This window comes from Azospirillum sp. TSH58 (genome assembly GCF_003119115.1).
Taxonomy (GTDB): domain Bacteria; phylum Pseudomonadota; class Alphaproteobacteria; order Azospirillales; family Azospirillaceae; genus Azospirillum.
The window spans coordinates 1,073,455-1,092,544 of record NZ_CP022364.1; the positions used below are offsets into that span (position 1 = coordinate 1,073,455).

Sequence of the window (19,090 nt, forward strand, 5' to 3'; positions counted from 1 at the left end):
ACATCAAGGAGACGCCCCATGCTCCCCACCCCGCATATCCCGACCGCCGCTTCCCGCCCCGACCCGGTGGCGGTCATCGCCCGCTTCGTCGCGGAGTTGGAACGGCACGCGGAGCGCGCCGCCACCGCCGCGCGGGAGGGGCGCGCGGTGGACGCCCTGCGCGCGGCCGGCGCCATGCAGATGCTCCTGCACGCCCAAGCCGGGACGCTGCGCGACGCGCTGGCCGCGGCGCAGAGCAAGCGCGTGCCGTTGGAAACCCGGCTGGCCGTGCGCAAGGCGCTGGACGGCGCGCTCGCTCCGCTCGGGCGGTCGGTGCGCGCGCTGGAGGTGCAGGCGAAGGCCCGGCAGGCCCGGCAGGCGGCCATCGGCGAGGCGCTGCGCGCCGCGGCGGCCATCGCCGCTCCGGGGCGCTCCTACGCGGCGCTCGGGCGGATGGCGGGCGCGGGACGCACCGTCGCCGTCACCGCCTGACCCGCCGCACAGGAGAACCGTCATGTCCCTGCGCGTCGCCGGCAGCATCGCCACCTCCGCGCTGCGCACCAACGAGGTGGGCATGGCGGTCGCCTCGGCCAACGTCGCCAACGCGGGCACGGAGGGCTACACCCGCAAGACCGCCAAGGCGACCACCAGCGACACCGCCGTCGGCTTCACCGGGGTGGACGTCGCCGGCATCGGCGGCACGGTCGACCGCTACCTGCTGAAGTCGCTGGTGTCGGCGCAGTCCGGGCTGGGCCTCAGCCGGACGGTCGGCGACTATCTGGACCGCTTCCAGGAGCGGCTGGGGGCCACCACCTCCGCATCGTCGCTGGGCTCGGTCATCGACACGCTGGGCGAGACGCTGGCCACCCTGGCGACCTCCCCGGAGAGCGGCAGCGCCAAGGCGGCGGCGGTGGACGACCTGACCGCGGTGGCGGAGACGCTGCGCTCCACCTCCAAGGCCGTGCAGGAGCTGCGCGGCGAGGCCGACCGCGCCATCGCCGACACGGTGACCCGCATCAACGGCACGCTGGACACGCTGAAGGACCTCAACGACCGCATCCAGACCGGCAAGGCGCTCGGCCAGGACACCGGCGACCTGGAGGACCAGCGCAACACCGCCCTGAAGAGCCTCGCCGGGGACATCGACATCCGCTACCAGACCGACGCCAACGGCATGGTCCGGATCTCCACATCCTCCGGCACGTCGCTTCTGGACTCCGCGGTGCACCGGCTGTCCTACACGCCCGCCACCACGGTCGGCGCCGGGACGGGCTTCGGCCCGATCACCATCGACGGGAAGGACGTCACCGGCTCCGTTGCCTCGGGCACGCTGGGCGGGCTGATCCAGGTCCGCGACACCGACCTGCCGGCGCAGCAGGCCCGGCTGGACGAGCTGGCGCTGACGCTGAAGGACACGCTGAACGCCCTCCACAACCAGGGCACCGCCTTCCCTCCGCCCAACGCGCTGACCGGCACGGCCACGGTCGCCGGAACGGACGCGCTGAACGGCGGCGGCACGCTGCGCGTTGCCGTCGCGTCGGCGGACGGAACGGCGGTGGAGGTGCTGGACCTCGACCTCTCCGCCTACGCCACCGTGCAGGACGCGGTGGACGCCATCGACGCGATGGACTCGCTCTCCGCCCACATCGACGCCCAGGGGCGGCTGGTCATCCAGGCCGACGATTCCGCGAACGGCGTGGCGCTGGGCGGCGACGGCACGGCGGGGGCCGACGGCCAGGGCTTCTCCGCCCGCTTCGGGCTGAACGACCTGCTGACCGGCACCGGCGCCGCCGACCTCAGGGTGAGCGACGCGATCGCGCAGGACAGCGGGCGTCTGGCGACCGGCGCTCTCTCCACCGCCGCGACGCTCGCCGTCGGAGGGTCGGCGCTGGCCGCGGGGGAGGGCTCGGTGGCGCAGGCGTTGAAGACGGCCTTCTCCGGAGCGCAGTCCTTCGACACGGCGGGCGGTCTGTCCGGCCGGACGGGGACCTTCTCCCAATATGCCGGCGCCATCATCCAGGGGGCCGCCACCGCCGCCGCCCGCGCCGCCACCGCCCACGAGGACCAGGAGTCCTACGCCAGCGGGCTGGAGTCCACGATGGCCTCCCAGAGCGGCGTGAACGTCAACGAGGAAACCGCCGCGATCAGCAACCTGCAATCCGCCTATCAGGCCGCCGCCGCGGTCATGAAGGCGGTGCAGGAGATGTTCGACACGGCGCTGAACATGGTCCGATAGGGGGGCCGGCATGGAACGGATCGCGACCTTCAACCACCAGAACCAGCTCGTCCGCTTCATGCTGACGGCGGAATCGCGGGTGGCTGCCGCCCAGGTGCAGGCATCGACCGGCGAGAAATCTCTCGATTACAAGGGCATCGCCGGCGACAGCGGGCGCCTCGTCAACCTGGAGAGCCACTACCGCCGCTCCGAGCGCTATGTCGACGAGGGGGAGGTGGTCAACGGGCGCATCCAGACCATGCACGACGCCGTGGGCGGGATGATCGACCTCGCCAACCGGGTGCGCGGTCTGGTCGCCAGCCTCCAGGGGGCCGGCGGCGGTTCGGCGGAGGGCATCAGGAGCGAGGCGCAGGCCCTGATGACGGAGTTCGCCGGGCTGCTGAACACCCAGCAGGAGGGCCGCTACCTGTTCGCCGGGGGGCGCACCGACCGCGCGGCGGTGTCGCTGGACGGCCTGCCGGCGGCGACCAGCCCCTCCGCCGCCGACACCGGCTACTACAAGGGCGACGGGAGCGTCTCCTACTTCCAGGCCGCCGACGACCTCATAATCCAATACGGCGTCACCGCCGACGACCCGTCCATCGAGAAGGCGCTGCGCTCCATCAGCCTGATCGCCAACATGCCGACCGACCCGGTGGACACCGCCCTGGTGGACGAGGCGTCCGACCTCGCCGACGCGGCGGCGGACGGGCTGACCGTGGTGCAGACGACGCTCGGCTCCGCCTCCGCCACGCTGGAACGGACCATCGACCGCCACCTGGAGCAGCAGCTCGTCCTCCAGACCCACGTCGAGGACATCCGCAACATCGACCTCGCCGAGGCGACCACGCGCCTGTCGCAGCTCCAGGCCAACCTGGAATCGACCTTGAGCCTGATGAAGATCCTCCAGCAGACCAACCTCAGCGATTTCCTCTGAGCCGAAGATTCCGCGCCAGCTTTCGCCGCGCCGGCCGTGAGACGCAATGAGGGCTGATGCACAGGCGGCCCCCACCATCCGATCCGGCTCCGACCAGGAGGCACATCATGCCCGTCATCTCCACCAACACGGCGGCGAACTCCGCGCTGCGCTACCTGAACATCAACTCCGAGAACCAGGCGAGTTCGGTCTCCAAGATCGCCAGCGGCTCGCGCATTACCAAGGCGTCGGACGACGCGGCGGGCCTGGCCGTCGGCACCTCGCTGACCTCCGACATCACGGTGCTGAAGCAGGCGGCGACCAACGCCTCGCACGGCTCCTCGATCCTCCAGGCGGCGGACGGCGGCATGTCCCGCGTGTCCGACATCGTGCAGCGCATGCGCTCGCTGGCCACCCAGTCGCTGTCCGGCGCCGTCACCGACACCGAGCGCGGCTATCTGGACGCCGAGTTCCAGCAGCTCATCGAGGAAATCGACGGCATCACGTCCGGCACCCGCTTCAACGACGACCCGCTGCTGGACGGCAACGGCGCCTGGGCCACCGGCGTGGATTTCCGCGTGGGCACCGAAAGCACGGACAAGATCACCGTCACCATCGCCAACGTGAACTCGACCGGGCTGTCCATCGGCACGCTGGACGTCGGCACCTCCGCCACGGCGAGCGCCGCGCTGACCGCGCTGGACACGGCGGTGGAAACGCTGTCGAGCGCGCGGGCCGACGTGGGCGCCCTGATCTCCCGCTTCGAGTTCCGCGGCCAGGTGCTGGACACCTCCATCGAGAACACCGAGGCGGCGCAGTCGGCGATCATGGACGTGGACGTCGCCGCGGAGCAGGCGGAGCTGGCCTCGACCAAGGTGCTGACCCAGGCGGCCATCGCCGTGCTGTCCCAGGCCAACGAGATGCCGCAGAACCTGCTTCAGCTGCTGCGGTAAGGCCCCCGCCACCCCTCTCCCTTCGCCAAGGAGAGGGTCAGGGCGAGGGGGGCGGGCTGGCGCCGAACGCACCGTCACGCACACCCCCCTCACCCGCCCCTTCCCCTGCCGGATCAACGCCCATGACGACGGTGTCCTCAACCTCATCCTCGACCGCCGCCTCCACCGGCAGCTCGTCGCTGATCGCCAGCGGGTCGGGCACGGGCATCGACTATTCGGCGTTGGTCGAGGCGTCGGTGCAGAAGCGCCTGTCCCGCGCCGACCGCATCGACACCACGATCACCGCCAACGAGGCCAGGATCGCCGCCTACGAGGACATGCAGTCTCTGCTGCTGGCGGTGAACACGTCGCTGGACGGGCTGCGCAACCGCAGCGTCTCGATCGGCGGCGGCAGCAACCTGTTCGAGGGGCGGACCGCCTATCTGTCGGGCGGCGGCTCCACCTCGGCGGGCGACGTGCTGTCGGTGACGGCGGCGGACGGGGCGGAGACCGGCACCTATTCCATCGTGGTGGAGCAGCTCGCCACCCGCCACAAGATCGGCGCGGCGACCACGTCGAGCCAGAGCACCGCGCTCGGCCAGTCCGGCACCCTCACGCTGGGCGTCGCGGGCGGCTCCGCCGCGTCCATCGACGTGGAGGCCGGGGATTCCCTGACCGACATCCGCGACGCCGTCAACGCGCAAAAATCCACCAGCGGCGTGACCGCCAGCATCGTGAAGGTCACGGACAGCCAGTACCAGCTGATCCTCACCGCCAACGACACCGGCAAGGCGATCACCCTTGACGACGGCGGCGGTGGCCTTTTGACCGGCCTCGGCCTGACCGACGCGGATGGCAACTACGCCAACGAGCTGGTGGCCGCGAAGAACGCCGTCGTCACCGTGGACGGGGTGCGGGTGGAGCGCAGCAGCAACACCATCGCCGACGCCGTCGACGGGCTGACCTTCGACCTGTACGCCGCCCTGCCCGGCCAGACGATCGGGGTGGAGATCGGCACCGACCTCGCGTCGATCAAGAGCGCGATCACCGGCTTCGTGGACGCCTACAACGCCTTTCGCGTCTTCGCCCAGAGCCATCAGACCGTCAGCAGCAGCGGCACCGCCAGCAGCGATGCCACCCTGTTCGCGGACAGCCTGCTGCGGCAGGTCACCAAGACGGTCTACGACGCCCTGAACGCGAAGGTGACAACGGACGACGGCGGCACCCTGTCGCTGGCCAGCCTGGGCATCACCTTCGCCAGCGACAACACGCTGACGGTGGACGAGACGGCGCTCAACGCCGCCCTGACCGGCGACATCGACGCGGTGCGCAAGCTGCTGGGGCTGGAGATGACCAGCTCCTCCGCCGACCTGAAGCTGCTGCGCTACGACCGCAGCCTCGGCCGCACGGACTTCACGCTGGACATCACGGTGGCCGAGGACGGAACCCTGTCCGGCGCGTCGGTGGACGGCGACAACGCGCTGTTCCGGGTCAGCGGCAACCGCATCATCGGCAACGACGGCACCGCCTTCGCCGGGCTGGTGCTGGTCTACACCGGCCAGACCGGATCGGTGGACGTCAGCTTCTCGCAAGGGCTGGCCGACCGGCTCTACACCACGCTGAACGGCATCGCGGCGAAGGACAGCGGCGACATCGCCCGCATCGTCTCGCAGCTCGACGCCGACAACACCGAGATGACCCGGCGGTCCGACGACATCAAGACCAAGGCCGAGGACCACCGCACCCGCCTGACCGCCTACTACGCCCGGCTGGAGGCCAAGGCGGAGGCCGCGAACCTGCTGCTCCAGCAGCTGAAATACAAGGAAAGCAGCGACGATTGACGGCGCCGCGCGCCCGCCAACGTCCCCGCATCCCCATCCGGAGAAGCCGTGCCATGCGCAACCCGACCCTGACCAAGGCCCTGTCCGCCTACGCCTCCGCCAACAGCGCGGCACTGCCGCCCGTGGTTGCCGTCGTCCGCCTGTACGAGACGGCGACGGCGCATCTGCACCAGGCGCGCGACGCCGCGCGGGACGGCCGTTTCGACGCCCATTTCCAGGCCATGGACCGCGCCATCACCATCCTCTTGGGGCTTGATTCCATTCTGAAATTGGATAAAGGTGGGGATGTCGCGGCGACGCTGCGGCGCTTCTACCGGTCCCTGGTCCGGCAGGCCGGTCTGGCCGCTGCGCGCCGGGACCCCGTGGCCGCGACCGAGGCCATCATCCGCCAGTTGTCCTTCATGACGAAGGCGTGGCAGACCATCGCCGCAGAACGCGGCGTGGTCCCCAGTTCAACCGGTGCTTCGGCCAAAGGGTCGCACGCATCCGTGATCGGGAGATCCATGGATCATGCGCGCGGCGGCCTGTTTGGCTGAGGACGGCCCACGCCCGTCCGGCACCCATTCCAATTCCGTGTCCGGCAGGGGCATGACCGGCTTGGCGGCGGAGACCGACGAGGTCCTGATGGCGCGCATCCGTGCCGGGGATCAGGCGGCCTACCGCGCGCTCGTCCACCGCCACCTGAAGCGCGCCTACGCGCTCGCGCGCCGCATGTGCGGCAGCGACGCCGAGGCGGAGGACATCGCCCAGGACGCCTTCCTCCAGGTCTGGCAGCGGCGCGACCACTGGACCGACGAGGGGGCCAAGTTCACCACGTGGCTCTACCGGGTGGTGGTGAACCGCTGCATCGACCACAGGCGCCGCCCGGCGGGGGAGGATCTGGACTCCGTGCCCGAGCCGCCGGACCACGCCCCCGACGCCGTCACCCACATCCAGCGCCGGCAGGTGGCCGCCCGCCTGCGCGACGCCCAGGACCGTCTGCCGCCGCAGCAGCGCGCCGCCCTCGCCCTTTATTACAACGAGGGCTTGAGCAACGCCGAGGTCGCAACCATTATGCAAATCAGCGTGACTGCTGTAGAATCGCTGCTGAAACGCGCCCGCCAGCAGCTTCGCACGCTGTTGCGCGCCAGCGCGCAGGCCGCCAGGGATTCGTTCGAAGACGGATGACGCGATGACCGAAGACGAGTTTCGCGAGCTGCTGGACCGCCACGGCGGCGATCTGGAACGCTGGCCCCGCGCGACGCTGCGGGAAGCGCGCCGCCTCCTCGCCCAGTCCGTCGCGGCCCAGGCCATGCTGGACGAGCTGGTGGCCGTCGAACTCGCCCTGGCGGAAACCGACGGCGACGCCACGCCCCCCGCCGATCTGGCCGACCGCATCTTCGAACGCGCTTTCGGCGCCAGGACGGCGTCCTCCGACGCCCTGACGCCCGACGCCGTCCCCTTCCCCGGCGCGACCCGTCCGGTCTGATCCCTTCTTCTTCAAAAAGCGAGGATGCGCGGCGACGGCGTCATCCGGCCGCGTCGGCTCAATGCCGCCGCGGCGAGGGGGCCTGGGTGTGGTCGCGACGGGCCGGACGGGCGGGAAGGCGCGGCCCCGGCGCCTCCGCACCCGCCCGGCGCGCCAGGACGGCGGCGCGGCGAAGCTCCGCCGCGATGCGCCCCAGCGCCGCGGACAGCGGCTCGCCCGCGCGGGGATGGAAGACCCGCATGGACGGGTACCAGGGACGCACGCCGCTGCCGAGATGGGTCCAGTCCCGCGCGCCGAAGCGCCAGACCGGCACACCGAGGGCGCCGGCCAGCTCCGCCACCGAATTGGCCGGCGCGATGACCAGATCCAGGTTGGCGGTGAGCGCCGCCGTTCCCTCGAAATCGTTCTTCAGGTCGAGCCGCTCCAGCTCGTAGATGGGAACGCCGAAGCGCGCCTCCGCCCGCAGGATCTCGGCCTCGCAGTCGTCGTACTGGAGGTTCACGAAGGTCACCCCCGGCACGCCCAGGACCGGCCCCCATTCGTCCAGCGGCAGATAGGCCCATTGCCGCTCCATGGTCATCAGCTGGCTGCGCCACGCGATGCCCACCCGCAGATGCCCTCCGATGCCGTCCAGTTGCCGCCGCCGCTCCAGCACCCGCGCCGGGTCGGGAAACAGCCAGGATGACCGCGGCGGGAAGTCCGCCAGCCGACCGCGCAGGCAACGCGGCAGCGAGCCCGCGGGGATGTGCAGGTCGCAGTCCACCGTCTCCACCAGCGCCCGTCCGCGCAGCGGCTGCTCGGCCCGGACGATGGCCTTGGGAAAGGATCGGGCGAACAGCGGCAGCAGGCGCGGCTCGCACTCGATCACCACCCCCCCGGCCTGCCGGATGGCGTCGGCGTAGCAGGAGGCGAACAGGAACTCGTCCCCCACCCCCTGCTCGCGCCAGATGAACAGCCGTTTGCCGGCCAGCGGCTCCCCCCGCCATTCGGGGATGGCGAAGCGCCGCTCCCGCCCCGCGCGGCCGGCGGCGAAGCGGCAGGCGTAGTTGGTCCAACCTTCGGCGAGCGCACCGCCCTCCAGCTCCGCCAGACCGCGGTTGAAGCGGGCGAGAGGGTGGCCCGGCGACGCCACAGCGGCCCGGTCGAACCAGCGCAGGGCATCGGCGCCGCCGCGCCGCTGGGTCGTCAGGCCGAGCGTGCACAGCGGGTCGGCCAGCGTCGGCGTCAGCGCCAGCGCGCGGCGGCAGGCCCGCTCCGCTTCCTCCAGCCGGCCTTCGCCGCTCAACGCGTAGGCCAGAACGCCGTGAAGCGCCGCGTGCTGCGGCGCCAGAGCCAGAGCCCGGCGCAGCAGAACCCGCGCCTCGGCGAAGCGGTCCCGGTCGCGCAGCGCGCCGCCCAGATTGCCGAGCGCGTCCGCTTGGCCCGGGTCGAGCGCCAGCGCCGTCCGCCACGCCGCCGCGGCCCGGGCGGTCGCGCCCAGGTCCCGCAGCGCGTTGCCCAGATTGTTCCAGGTTCCGGCCTGTCCGGGGTCGAGCGCCAGGGCGCGGACGAGCTGGCGCGCCGCCGTTCGCGGATGCCCGGCGGCCCGTTCCAGCACCGCGAGGTTGACCAGCGCCGCGCCGTGGGCGGGGGACAGGGCGAGCAGCGTGGCGAAGGCCGACGCGGCCTCCCTCCGCCGCCCGCCGCGGCGGCACGCGTCGGCCAGCGCCGCCCAGCCGTCCGCCCAGTTGGGTTGCAGCCGGACGGCGCGCCGGAACCAGCGGATGGCCGCCTCCGCCCGTCCCAGCCGCGCCGCCGCCAGCCCGAACAGGAAGGCGCCCTCCACCCGCGTCGGGTCGTGAAGGACCGCCTCCCAGGGCGAGCCGTGCCCGCCGCGCCGGCCTGTCGCCGGCGCGCTGTCGTGATCATCCGTCATGGTTCTTGCGTCTTCGTGGGACCGGCCGCGCCGTCAGACGAACAGGTTGAAGCTGCCCAGCAGCTTTTCCGTGCCGGTCTGCCCATAGGAGATGGAGGAGAGGCTGGTGATCGCGTCGTTCAGCCCGCTCAGCATCGTCTGCTGGGCGGTGGACATCTGGTAGGGGCTGGAACTCTTGTCCGGCTGCTTGGCGACGGTGTCGTAGTCCTGGGTATAGCCGCCCATCTGGAGCTGGAGGGCGTAGTTCTTGGTCTCCTTTTCCGACTCCCCCTTCTCGCGGGTGACGCGGATCGAATAGTCGCCGCGGTCCAGCGTCAGCTCGCCGGTCTGGAGCTTCTGGAACTTCTCGTAATCCTTGCCGGAGTCAGGGTTGCTGTCGGCGATCACGGTGCCGAGCCTGCTCATCAGCTGGACGCGCAGCCCGTCGTCGCCGACCTGTCCCAGCGTCGCCTCGCCCTTGCTGGTGACGCGGAACTTGTAGAAGTCCACCTTGTCGTTGGCCGCCAGATTGCTGACGACGTTCAGGCGGGTCACGTTCTTCGCCAGGATGCCCATGTCCGTCGCCTGCCCCTGGAGGTTGGACGAGGACTTGTTGACCTGCTTCTGGAACTCCTGGACATTCGCCGCCGCCGCGGCCTCCTGCTCCTTCTGCGCCTGGAGCGCGGAGATGGCGTTGTTGATGGAGTCGGTCAGACCCGACACCATGGAGTTGACACCGGCCAGCGCGTCCGACATGCCCCTGCCCCCGATTGCCCAAGAATGTTCCCGCCGTTGATACGGGCCGCCCTGCGGGACTCCTGCGCCGTGCCGGAGCAATTTTTGCAGCGGATGACGAAAACTTTCGGTCGTGCGGAAAGGCGGTCCGGCCCGGACATTGCCTGCGGAGCCCGACCGGACGACGGACGCCGCCCGTCAAGCCAGCGGGACGACCCTCTTGGGTTTTCCCGCCCTCAACGCCGGTTCTGTCCATAGACGGCGTTTCGGACATCGGTCGGAAACGCCCCCGACATGCCCTCGAACGCGGTGTTCGTCAGCGCAACCACCGACAGGCCGTTCCTGCGGTCGATGAACCAGGAATGGCCATAGGCGCCGCCCCATTGCAGGGTGCCGGCGGCCTGCGGCGTGCCCGTCGGCGCCGGGTCGTCCAGCACCGCCCAGCCATAGCCGAAGCCCCAACCCGGCCCCTGGGTTTGGGCGGTCGCGCCGACCTGATCCCGGACCATCATCCGGACCGTCTCGGGTTTGAGGATCGGCGAACCGCCGGTGCGGATCGCTTCGAGAAACCGGAGAACATCCGAAGCCGTCCCGGCCATGCCCGCTCCGCCCGATTGATAGGAGTTCGCGTCGAGAATTCGCGACGGCGCGAAGGTCGCGGCAAAGCCCATCAGCGGAACGGCCAACCTGTCCATCATCGCCACAGGCTCCGGATCGCCGTCCGCATAAGCCTTGGTGAGCCGGGAGGCGTCGCGCACCGAGAAGCCGGTGTCGCTGATGCCGAGCGGCGCCGTGACCGTGTCGCGGACGATGTCGGAAAGGCTCCGCCCTTCGATGGTCTCCAGAACGCCGCCGAGCACGTCGATGCCGAGCGAATAGCGCCAGCCCGTGCCGGGGGCGAAGGTCAGCGGCGCGGCCGACAGCCGGGCGAGGTTCTCTTTCAGCGAAAGGCCCGGCTGGTCGAGCCCGTCCGAAACGTTCAGCCGGTGATAAGGGCCGCCCGCCGGTTCGAGGAAGGTGTAGCCGAGCCCCGACGTGTGGGTCAGAAGCTGGTGGATGGTGATGTCCGGGGTCGAACCGTCCGGCAGGGCCGGGCGGAAGTCCGGAAGCCAGCGCGTGACCGGCGCGTCGAGATCCAGCCGCCCGTCCTCGACCAGCCGCATGGCGGCCGCGGTCACGAACGGCTTGGTGATGGAGGCGAGCCGGAAGATCGCGTCCTCGCGCATCTCGGCGCCGGCCTCCCGGTCGGCGTAACCGGCGGCGCGGTGATAGACGATCGTGCCGTCCTTCGCGACCAGGACGACCGCGCCGACGATCCGTTTTTCGGACAGCGCCCGGTCGATCACCGGATCGAGGCGGGCCCCGATCACGGGGTCGATGGCTGATTCGGCGACGGCCGGCTCGGTGAAGGCCGTCTCGGCGAAGGCGGCGACGGTGAGGGCAGCGGCGGCAAGGGGGATGCGCATGGCGGTGGGACCCCGTATATAAGGAGCGATCACTCCTGAATAACGCAGGCAGGGGAATATTTCCAGAGTGACCATTGTGAAAAATAATCCGCCCGCACCGCGGCCGCGCGGCCGGCCGCGCGCCTTCGACCGCGGCGAGGCGCTGGCCAAAGCCGCGGAAACCTTCTGGCGGCTGGGCTATGAAGGCGCCTCCATCGCCGATCTGACGGCGGCGATGGGCATCACGCCGCAAAGCCTCTACGCCGCGTTCGCGTCGAAGGCCGACCTCTACCGCGAGGCGCTGGACTGGTATCAGGCCAACGTCGGCGCCTCGATGGCGGCGGCCCTCGAAGAGGAGGATGCGGTGGTCGCTCTGACGCGGGTCCTCCGGGAATCGGCACGGGAATTCACCGAGCCGGACCGCCCGCATGGCTGCATGGTTTCGACGGCCGTGCTGACCTGCGCGACGGAAAACCAGCCGGTGGCCCGTCACGTCGCCGGCTTGCGCACCGCAACGCTCCACCTCATCCGGGCGCGCATCGCGCGCGGCATCTCGGAGGGTCAGGTGAAGCGGGAAACCGACGCCGACTCCCTCGCGCGCTTCGTCGGCGCGATGATCCAGGGCATGTCCGTGCAGGCGCAGGACGGCGCGTCCGCCACGGCGCTGTCGTCACTTGCCGACCACGCCATTGCCGAGATCGAGCGGCATCGCGCGTAGCGGTCGCTCCTCACCGCTCCCAGTTGCGGACGATGGCGTCGATGGTGCCGTCCCCCTTGAGCTTTTCGTAGGCCGCCTGCAAGCGCGCGGCCTTGTCCGCCCGCAACTTGGGAACCGATATGTAGCGCGGCACCATGGCCAACGGTTTGGGCAGGACCTTGACCGCGTTCGTCCGGCCCTCGCTCTCGGCGAGGTATTTGAGCACCTGCAGGTCACCGGCGATGGCATCGACGCGGCCGAGCAGCAGGCGCCGGAAGGACACGACGTTGCTGCTGCTGCGGACCTTCTCGAACAGGGACGATGTGTCGAACTCGGGGGTGTATTCGAAGCCCTCGACGACGCCGACCCTCAAGCCCCGCAAGTCGTCGATGCGCGTGTAGGTGATCTCCGAGTTGCTGCGGACCATGAGCACGGTCGCGCCGACACGATAGGGACCGATCAGATGGCCACGCTCCAATCGGCGCGGCGACGTGAAGAATTGAAAGGCGACGTCCACGTCGTTCCCGTCATGCGCACGCACCACCTCCGGCCAGGCCATGGGGCGATGAACCGGATAGACGCCGATCTCCTTCAGCATGGCATCGACGATCGCCGTGTCCATGCCCGTCCGCTTGCCGCGCTCGGTGAAGTTGTACGGCGGGAAGTAGTCCTCGGAGGCGACCGTCCAGTTCTCCGCGTGCGCCGGAACCGAGGCCAGTATCGAGGCGGCGACCAGCCATCGCGCCACCGTCGCCCAACACACGCGCAGCATCGTCCTCATCAACCGTCTCCGCTCACACCCTGGAATCGCGCGCACGTCCGTTCACGCGGCGGCACGGCAAAGGGTGGCCGCCGCGTCTCGCCGGGCACCGCGTACAGGGCAATCCGATTGTCCTCAATGGGAAAAGAGCGGCCGGGTGTGATAACGCTCCGGCGGGTGTGGCCGTCGGCCGTTTCGGCGGAGCGATGGGACCGGCCCCACCCCGCAACAGGGGGAGCCGGTCCCACTCACGCCCCCAGACCGGTCAGGCCGCGGAGCGCAACCGCATCGCCCCAACCAGATCCTCGATGGTCACCACCGGCATGCCGTGGCGCTCGGCGAAGGCCACCAGTTCAGGCAGGCGGGCCATGGTGCCGTCCGGGTTCATCACCTCGCACAGCACCCCCGCCGGACGGCGCCCGGCCAGGGTGGTCAGCTCGATGGTCGCCTCGGTGTGGCCGCGCCGCGCCGCCAGCCCGCCGGCGTGCGCCCGGATCGGGAAGACGTGGCCGGGCCGGGCGAGGTCCTCCGGCCGGCAGCCGTCGGCGATGGCGGTGTGGATGGTGGTCACCCGGTCCGCCGCCGACACGCCGGTGGTCACGCCCTCGCGCGCCTCGATGGAGACGGTGAAGGCGGTGCCGAAGCGCGCGGTGTTGCTGCCGACCATGGGCGGCAGGTCGAGGCGGCGCGCGTCGGCGTCGGTCAGGATCAGGCAGACGATCCCCGACCCTTCGCGGATCAGCAGGGCCATCTGTTCGGCGGTGATGGTTTCGGCGGCGTAGATCACGTCGCCCTCGTTCTCGCGGTCCTCGTCATCCACGACGACGACCCCGCCGCCCTGGCGGATGGCCTCCACGGCGCGGATCACCCGTTCCCCGGCGGTGCCGAAGCGGTCGAGAAGGCCGGTGGAGGACGTGGTGGAGAGGTGGTTGCTGGCAAAGGTCTGATTCACGGTTCTCACTCCGGTTGGGGCGAGCCTGAATCAGGGCGCAAAGAGACATCCGGCGGCGCGCGGGATGCCCCGCGCGGACCGCCGTCGCAGGTCAGCGCACGCGCCCCGCGCCCCGCGCCATGCGCGACGGGTGGACCACGGTCGATGACCGGCTCGTCCTCTTCCATCCGGACTGTCACCGTCGGCTCCGGCCTTGAACCGGATCTGCTGACCTCCCGGCCTGACGGTCGGGAGCGCTCGCGGGCTCCCCCTCGTGCGAGGGGCTACCGCCGGTCGGGATTTTCACCCTGCCCTGAGAACAAGCGTCTGATGCGCCGCCCCCGACTGGGGACGGCGCCGCCAGCGTCCCCCAGCGGGCCGGACAAAGTCAAGACCGCTTTCCCCCGCCGACCGGCCCCTCCGTCCGGCGCAGCAAATAGTCCAGCCCGCCCAGCCGGTACCAGCGGTAGCCGTAGGGCTCCAGCACCAGGCGGTGCCGCCCGTCCTCCTCGGGGTCGTTGTGGTCCTCGGCCAGCAGATTGACCAGACGCGGCGACTTGCCCTCGCCATCGACCGCCAGCGCGATCTCCTGCGGGCGGTCGTCGAGGTTGTGGACGACCAGCACCGAGTTGTTGCGCCAGTCGTAGCGGATCGCCAGCACCGCGTTCGATCCGGTGGGCAGCACCTGGAAGTCGCCCCAGCCGATCTCCGGGCATTCCTTGCGCATGCGGATGATGCGCTCGGTCCAGTTCAGCAGGGCCGACGGGTCGCGGCGCTGGTGGGCGGCGTTGATCCGTTCGTAGCCGTAGGCGCCGCCGCTGATGACCGGGTGCACGGGGTCGTCCGCCTTGGTGAAGCCGCCCTGCGGCTCGTCCGACCACTGCATGGGGGTGCGGGCGCACTCGCGCTCCGGCAGGGACAGGTCGTCGCCCATGCCGATCTCGTCGCCGTAGCGCAGCACCGGCGTGCCGGGCAGCGTGAACAGCAGGCTGTAGGCCAGTTCCAGCCAGCGCCGGTCGCCGTGCAGCATCGGGGCGAGCCGCCGCCGGATGCCGCGGTCGTAGAGCTGCATGTCCTTGTCCGGGCCGAAGGCCTCGAACACGCGCTTGCGCTGCGCCTCGGTCAGGCGCCCGAGGTCCAGCTCGTCGTGGTTGCGCAGGAACAGGCCCCACTGGTTGGTGCTGGGGCGCGGCACCCGGGTGACGTCCAGGGCCTTGGCCAGCGGCCGGGTGTCCGCCGTGGCCAGGGCGTAGAACAGGTTCTGGTTGACCTGGAAATTGAACACCATGTGCATGCGGTCGCCGTCGTCGCCGAAATACTCCTGATCGACGGTCGGCAGCACGTTGGCCTCGGCCAGCAGCACGGCGTCGCCGCACCGCCACTGCACGAACTCCCGGAAGGTGCGGAGCATGTCGAACTGCTGCTTGGGCTTCTTCACGTCCGGCCCCTTGGTCGCGATGACGAAGGGCACGGCGTCCATGCGGAAGCCCGACACGCCCAGCTCGATCCAGAAGCCCATGATCTTCAGCAACTCGGCCTGCACCTCCGGGTTGGCGGTGTTCAGGTCCGGCTGGAACTCGTAGAAGCGGTGGAAGTAGTAGGCGCGGGCCTCCTTGTCCCAGCTCCAGGTCGTTTTCTGCACGCCAGGAAAGACGACGCCCTGGTCGGCGTCGTCCGGCTTCCTGTCCGACCAGACGTACCAGTCCCGGTAGGGGGAGTCCGGGTCCTCGCGCGCCGCCTTGAACCAGGGGTGCTGGTCCGAGGTGTGGTTGACCACGAGGTCGATGATGACGCGGATGCCGCGCTGCTTGCAGGCGTGGCTGAACTCCACGAAATCGCCCAGCGTGCCGTAGCGCGGATCGACGTTGTAGTAGTCGGCCACGTCGTAGCCGTGGTCGCGCATCGGCGACGGCTGGAACGGCCCCAGCCAGAGGCAGGTCACGCCCAGCCCCTGCAGATAGTCCAGCCGGCGCTGCAAACCCTGGAAGTCGCCGATCCCGTCGCCGTTGGCGTCCATGAAGGTGCCGACCGACAGGTTGTAGATGACCGCGTTCTTGTACCAGAGATCCTTGATCATGACCCGCCCCGCCCCGGACGCGGCGCCCGCCGCCGCTCGTCCTAGGCCTTAACAGGGCCGACCGGCCGAGGTCCCTCCGCCCCGCCGAGCCAACCGTAAGGGGGTGTCCTACGCCCTTAGGAAAAAGGTTAATGTATAGTTAAAGTCACAAGAAAGCCTTCAATCCTGCCCGCATGATGTCCCCAAGACGCACAGAACCAGGGGAATCGTGCCATGAAGCGTGCCATGCGCCAGAACGCGCCGCAGAACTCCGGGACGCAGGCCACCACGACGCAGACCGCCACGACGCAGGCCGTCAGCTACAGCTACGGGAACAACGCCGGCGCCCTGGCGGCGGCTCCCGCGGCGCCGGTTCCCACCAGCTTCGCCCCGGTGACCATCAACTACGCGGAGACGCGGGCGGATGGCGGGTTCGGCTGGGACGTGAAGTACGACCTCGCCTTCGACGGCACGGCCTTCACCGTGCAGACCCGCATCCACCTGACCGGCGACGACGCCGGCTCGCTGAAGCAGGTCTGGGAGCAGGGGATCGAGGGGATCTGGGGAGACAAGTACAGCCTGTCGGACGGCGCCAACAGCTACGCCATCCGCTTCGACGTGCAGTTCGTGGCGGCCGGGACCCAGCATTACAACGTGAACGTCAGCAACAGCTACGGGCGTTGCGACATGCTGAACTGGTGCACCCAGACCGACTGGGGACCCGATTACCAGGACGAATTGGCGGCCCACGAGTTCGGACACATGATCGGCGCCTTCGACGAGTATGCGGGCGGCGCCACCTACGGCAATTTCGCCGCCACCGGCACCATCATGTCGGACCTGACCCCGACGCTGCGCCCCAACTACATGAACTCCATCGACTATTACGCCGAGCAGTTCACCGGCCGGACCTTCGAGATCGTGGAAATCCCGAAGAACCTGACGCTGACCGGCAACAGCTGGGCCGACAGCCTCTATGGCGGGGCCGGCAACGACACGCTGAGCGGGCTGAGCGGCAACGACCAGCTGTTCGGCGGCGCCGGCAACGACCTGCTGTGGGGCGACGCCGGAAACGACACGCTGCGTGGTCAGGCCGGAAACGACGCGCTGCACGGCGGCGCGGGCGCCGACCTGCTGATGGGGGACGAGGGCAACGACACGCTGTGGGGGGATGCCGGCAACGACACGCTGTGGGGCGGCACCGGGGCGGACCTGTTCGTCTTCACGCGCGGCGGCGGTCAGGACCGCATCGCCGACTTCAGCCGGGCGCAGAGCGACCGAATCCAGATCGCCTCCAACATGACCTATCGCCTGGGATCGGACAGCAGCGGCAGCGCCCTTCTCGACTTCGGCGGCGGCGACCGGCTGACCCTGGCCGGCATCGCCCCGAACCAGGTCGTCTCGTCCTTCTTCACCTACGGCTGAGGCGACCCGTAGCGCAGGAACTGGACGCGGGTGTCGCCGTAGCGGCGCTCGTCCAGCTCCGCGAAGCCGGGCGGCAGGGGCAGCGGGTCGCGCCCGGCGACCTCGACCACCAGGACGGCGCCGGGGGCCAGCCAGCCGGCCTTCGCCAGCCCGGCCAGCGCCCGCGGCGCCAGATCCTGGCTGTAGGGCGGGTCGAGAAAGCCCAGCGTGCAGGGGCGGAGCGGCGGCGGCGGGCGGGTGGCGTCGGCGCGCAGGACCGCGGCGTTCGCCCCTTCCCCCAGCGCCGCGACGTTGGCCCGCACCGCGTCCAGGGCGGCCCGGCCCATGTCGAGGAAGCTGGCGTGGGCGGCGCCGCGGGACAGCGCCTCCAGCCCCAGGGCGCCGGTTCCGCAGAAGGCGTCCACGACCACGGCGCCCTCCAGCAGGTCGGCGCCGTCCGGCCCCCAGTCGGCGTGGGACAGGATGTTGAACAGGGATTCGCGGGTGCGGTCGGTGGTCGGCCGCGTGTCGCTCCCCGCCGGGGCGGCCAGCCGCCGCCCGCGGTGCTTACCGCCGACGATCCGCACGGGTCCGCTCCGGCCCCCGGCCACCCGACGCCCCACCGCCGGACCCGCCACCGCCGGACGCTCCACCGGCGCTACCGGCCCCGCGCGGCTTCGGCCCTGGCTTCCCACCGCCGCCGGGCTTTCCGCCCTTCAGCGTCAGCGTGCCGGGCTTGCCGGCCGGCTTCCCGTCGGATCTGGCCGACGCGGGCTTGCCGGAGGCGGGCTTTCCGGATGCGAATCCGCCCGAGGACGGCTTGGCCGGACCGCGCCGGTCGGACGCGGCCTTCGGCTCCGCCTTGGCCCAGCCGGCCTTGGCGTCGCGCGGCTTGGACGCCTTCGCCGGAGCGGCGGGGCGGCCCTTGGCGCCTTCGGCGCCGGCGCTCTCGCTCCTGGCGGCAGCCTTGGCGGCAGAGGTCTTGCCCTTGGCCTTGCCCTCTTCCGCCGGATCGGCGCCGGTGAAGAACCGGGACACCTGCTCGCGCACCACGCGCTTCGGCACCTCCTCGACGGCGCTCTCCTCCAGCTTGCCGAGCTGGAAGGGGCCGTAGGCGACGCGGATCAGCCGGTTCACCTGAAGGTCCAAGGCCTCCATCACCTTGCGGATCTCGCGGTTCTTGCCTTCCTTCAGGCTGACGGTCAGCCAGGCGTTGCGGCCCTGGATGCGGTCCAGAACGGCTTCGATGGGACCGTACTTCACCCCCTCGATGGTCGGTCCCTTCGCCAGCTCGGCCAGCTTCACCTCGTTCACCTCGCCGAAGACGCGCACGCGGTAGCGGCGGGTCCAGCCGGTGGCCGGCAGTTCCAGGAAGCGGGCCAGTTCGCCGTCGTTGGTCAGCAGCAGCAGGCCTTCGGTCGTCAGATCGAGCCGTCCGACCGAGATGACGCGCGGCATGTCCGGCGGCAGCCGTTCGAAGACGGTGGTGCGCCCCTTCTCGTCGCGGGCGGTGGTGACCAGCCCGGACGGCTTGTAATAGCGCCACAGCCGCGCCGGTTCCGGCTCGGGAATGACCTTGCCGTCCACCTGCACGACGTCGCCGGACCGCACGACGCAGGCCGGGCTGTCCAGGGTCGTGCCGTTGACGGCGACGCGGCCGTCGGTGATCCAGCGCTCGGCGTCGCGGCGCGAGCACAGGCCCGCGCGCGCCAGCCGCTTGGCGATGCGCTCGCCGGCATCGGGCTCGCCCGCGTCCGCATCGGCGGCGCCGGGCATGGCTTTGGAATGTTCGAAATCGGGGGTGTCCATGGGCACGG

General features: G+C 70.5%; 18 protein-coding genes and 1 riboswitch. Of the genes, 10 read left to right on the forward strand and 8 right to left on the reverse strand.

The features are described from left to right. Positions 1-18 precede the first annotated feature (18 nt). The 8 genes from TSH58p_RS08600 (at position 19) to TSH58p_RS08635 (ending at position 7,351) form a co-directional block, all read left to right on the forward strand. On the forward strand, positions 19-471 hold the full coding sequence (locus tag TSH58p_RS08600) for a hypothetical protein (RefSeq protein ID WP_109070081.1): 453 nt from the start codon (positions 19-21) through the stop codon (positions 469-471). Positions 472-493: 22 nt separating this feature from the next. Beyond that, complete coding sequence (gene flgK / locus TSH58p_RS08605) at positions 494-2,215, forward strand: flagellar hook-associated protein FlgK (protein ID WP_109070080.1); 1,722 nt, start codon at positions 494-496, stop codon at positions 2,213-2,215. Between the two features lie 10 nt (positions 2,216-2,225). Continuing rightward, positions 2,226-3,131, forward strand: a complete 906-nt coding sequence (locus tag TSH58p_RS08610) for a flagellin (protein ID WP_109070079.1) — start codon at positions 2,226-2,228, stop codon at positions 3,129-3,131. Positions 3,132-3,238: 107 nt separating this feature from the next. Further along, on the forward strand, positions 3,239-4,063 hold the full coding sequence (locus tag TSH58p_RS08615; RefSeq protein WP_109070078.1) for a flagellin: 825 nt from the start codon (positions 3,239-3,241) through the stop codon (positions 4,061-4,063). Positions 4,064-4,185: 122 nt separating this feature from the next. Continuing rightward, positions 4,186-5,883 (forward strand): flagellar filament capping protein FliD, encoded by a 1,698-nt coding sequence (fliD, locus tag TSH58p_RS08620; RefSeq protein WP_109070077.1) that lies wholly within the window; start codon positions 4,186-4,188, stop codon positions 5,881-5,883. A gap of 53 nt (positions 5,884-5,936) precedes the next feature. Then, on the forward strand, positions 5,937-6,419 hold the full coding sequence (gene fliS, locus TSH58p_RS08625) for a flagellar export chaperone FliS (RefSeq protein WP_109070076.1): 483 nt from the start codon (positions 5,937-5,939) through the stop codon (positions 6,417-6,419). A gap of 52 nt (positions 6,420-6,471) precedes the next feature. Next, complete coding sequence (locus tag TSH58p_RS08630) at positions 6,472-7,050, forward strand: RNA polymerase sigma factor (protein ID WP_247874036.1); 579 nt, start codon at positions 6,472-6,474, stop codon at positions 7,048-7,050. A gap of 4 nt (positions 7,051-7,054) precedes the next feature. Next, on the forward strand, positions 7,055-7,351 hold the full coding sequence (locus tag TSH58p_RS08635) for a hypothetical protein (protein WP_109070074.1): 297 nt from the start codon (positions 7,055-7,057) through the stop codon (positions 7,349-7,351). Positions 7,352-7,409: 58 nt separating this feature from the next. Here TSH58p_RS08635 and TSH58p_RS08640 read toward each other — a convergent pair whose 3' ends face one another. The 3 genes from TSH58p_RS08640 to TSH58p_RS08650 form a co-directional block, all read right to left on the reverse strand. Then, on the reverse strand, positions 7,410-9,266 hold the full coding sequence (locus TSH58p_RS08640) for a tetratricopeptide repeat protein (protein ID WP_109070073.1): 1,857 nt from the start codon (positions 9,264-9,266) through the stop codon (positions 7,410-7,412). A 33-nt stretch (positions 9,267-9,299) separates the two neighbouring features. Further along, positions 9,300-10,001 (reverse strand): hypothetical protein, encoded by a 702-nt coding sequence (locus TSH58p_RS08645; RefSeq protein WP_109070072.1) that lies wholly within the window; start codon positions 9,999-10,001, stop codon positions 9,300-9,302. Between the two features lie 215 nt (positions 10,002-10,216). Then, positions 10,217-11,521: a serine hydrolase gene (locus TSH58p_RS08650; protein ID WP_247874035.1), complete on the reverse strand. Its 1,305-nt coding sequence runs from the start codon at positions 11,519-11,521 to the stop codon at positions 10,217-10,219. Here TSH58p_RS08650 and TSH58p_RS08655 point away from each other — a divergent pair. Continuing rightward, positions 11,514-12,143 (forward strand): TetR/AcrR family transcriptional regulator, encoded by a 630-nt coding sequence (locus tag TSH58p_RS08655; protein WP_109070070.1) that lies wholly within the window; start codon positions 11,514-11,516, stop codon positions 12,141-12,143. The two genes, TSH58p_RS08650 and TSH58p_RS08655, sit on opposite strands and share 8 nt — an antisense overlap. A gap of 10 nt (positions 12,144-12,153) precedes the next feature. Here TSH58p_RS08655 and TSH58p_RS08660 read toward each other — a convergent pair whose 3' ends face one another. From TSH58p_RS08660 to TSH58p_RS08670, 3 genes are all read right to left on the reverse strand, one after another. Beyond that, positions 12,154-12,903 carry an ABC transporter substrate-binding protein gene (locus TSH58p_RS08660; RefSeq protein ID WP_109070069.1) on the reverse strand — a complete coding sequence of 250 codons (750 nt, stop codon included), beginning with the start codon at positions 12,901-12,903 and terminating at the stop codon, positions 12,154-12,156. 244 nt (positions 12,904-13,147) lie between these two features. Further along, entirely contained in the window at positions 13,148-13,750 is a 603-nt protein-coding gene (ribB, locus tag TSH58p_RS08665; protein WP_247874038.1) for a 3,4-dihydroxy-2-butanone-4-phosphate synthase, read from the reverse strand. A gap of 235 nt (positions 13,751-13,985) precedes the next feature. Beyond that, positions 13,986-14,138: riboswitch (FMN riboswitch) on the reverse strand. A 63-nt stretch (positions 14,139-14,201) separates the two neighbouring features. Further along, a complete protein-coding gene (locus TSH58p_RS08670; RefSeq protein ID WP_109070067.1) occupies positions 14,202-15,890 on the reverse strand; it encodes an alpha-amylase family protein in 1,689 nt (562 codons plus the stop codon). 213 nt (positions 15,891-16,103) lie between these two features. Between TSH58p_RS08670 and TSH58p_RS33585 the strand changes: the two genes are divergently transcribed. Beyond that, complete coding sequence (locus tag TSH58p_RS33585) at positions 16,104-17,294, forward strand: calcium-binding protein (RefSeq protein ID WP_199230124.1); 1,191 nt, start codon at positions 16,104-16,106, stop codon at positions 17,292-17,294. On the opposite strand, the gene rsmD is transcribed toward TSH58p_RS33585, so the two are convergent. Beyond that, a complete protein-coding gene (rsmD, locus tag TSH58p_RS08680) occupies positions 17,285-17,860 on the reverse strand; it encodes a 16S rRNA (guanine(966)-N(2))-methyltransferase RsmD (RefSeq protein ID WP_109070066.1) in 576 nt (191 codons plus the stop codon). The genes TSH58p_RS33585 and rsmD overlap by 10 nt on opposite strands. Continuing rightward, positions 17,841-19,082, reverse strand: a complete 1,242-nt coding sequence (locus TSH58p_RS08685; protein WP_109070065.1) for a pseudouridine synthase — start codon at positions 19,080-19,082, stop codon at positions 17,841-17,843. Before TSH58p_RS08685 ends, rsmD begins: the two co-directional genes overlap by 20 nt. Positions 19,083-19,090: the final 8 nt, after the last annotated feature.

Bases quoted from the DNA above. Each gene is read 5' to 3' on its own strand.
- TSH58p_RS08600 (WP_109070081.1), top strand. From the start codon at position 19: ATGCTCCCCACCCCGCATATCCCGACCGCCGCTTCCCGCCCCGACCCG.
- flgK (WP_109070080.1), top strand. From the start codon at position 494: ATGTCCCTGCGCGTCGCCGGCAGCATCGCCACCTCCGCGCTGCGCACC.
- TSH58p_RS08610 (WP_109070079.1), top strand. From the start codon at position 2,226: ATGGAACGGATCGCGACCTTCAACCACCAGAACCAGCTCGTCCGCTTC.
- TSH58p_RS08615 (WP_109070078.1), top strand. From the start codon at position 3,239: ATGCCCGTCATCTCCACCAACACGGCGGCGAACTCCGCGCTGCGCTAC.
- fliD (WP_109070077.1), top strand. From the start codon at position 4,186: ATGACGACGGTGTCCTCAACCTCATCCTCGACCGCCGCCTCCACCGGC.
- fliS (WP_109070076.1), top strand. From the start codon at position 5,937: ATGCGCAACCCGACCCTGACCAAGGCCCTGTCCGCCTACGCCTCCGCC.
- TSH58p_RS08630 (WP_247874036.1), top strand. From the start codon at position 6,472: ATGACCGGCTTGGCGGCGGAGACCGACGAGGTCCTGATGGCGCGCATC.
- TSH58p_RS08635 (WP_109070074.1), top strand. From the start codon at position 7,055: ATGACCGAAGACGAGTTTCGCGAGCTGCTGGACCGCCACGGCGGCGAT.
- TSH58p_RS08640 (WP_109070073.1), bottom strand. From the start codon at position 9,266: ATGACGGATGATCACGACAGCGCGCCGGCGACAGGCCGGCGCGGCGGG.
- TSH58p_RS08645 (WP_109070072.1), bottom strand. From the start codon at position 10,001: ATGTCGGACGCGCTGGCCGGTGTCAACTCCATGGTGTCGGGTCTGACC.
- TSH58p_RS08650 (WP_247874035.1), bottom strand. From the start codon at position 11,521: ATGGTCACTCTGGAAATATTCCCCTGCCTGCGTTATTCAGGAGTGATC.
- TSH58p_RS08660 (WP_109070069.1), bottom strand. From the start codon at position 12,903: ATGAGGACGATGCTGCGCGTGTGTTGGGCGACGGTGGCGCGATGGCTG.
- TSH58p_RS08670 (WP_109070067.1), bottom strand. From the start codon at position 15,890: ATGATCAAGGATCTCTGGTACAAGAACGCGGTCATCTACAACCTGTCG.
- TSH58p_RS33585 (WP_199230124.1), top strand. From the start codon at position 16,104: ATGAAGCGTGCCATGCGCCAGAACGCGCCGCAGAACTCCGGGACGCAG.
- TSH58p_RS08685 (WP_109070065.1), bottom strand. From the start codon at position 19,082: ATGGACACCCCCGATTTCGAACATTCCAAAGCCATGCCCGGCGCCGCC.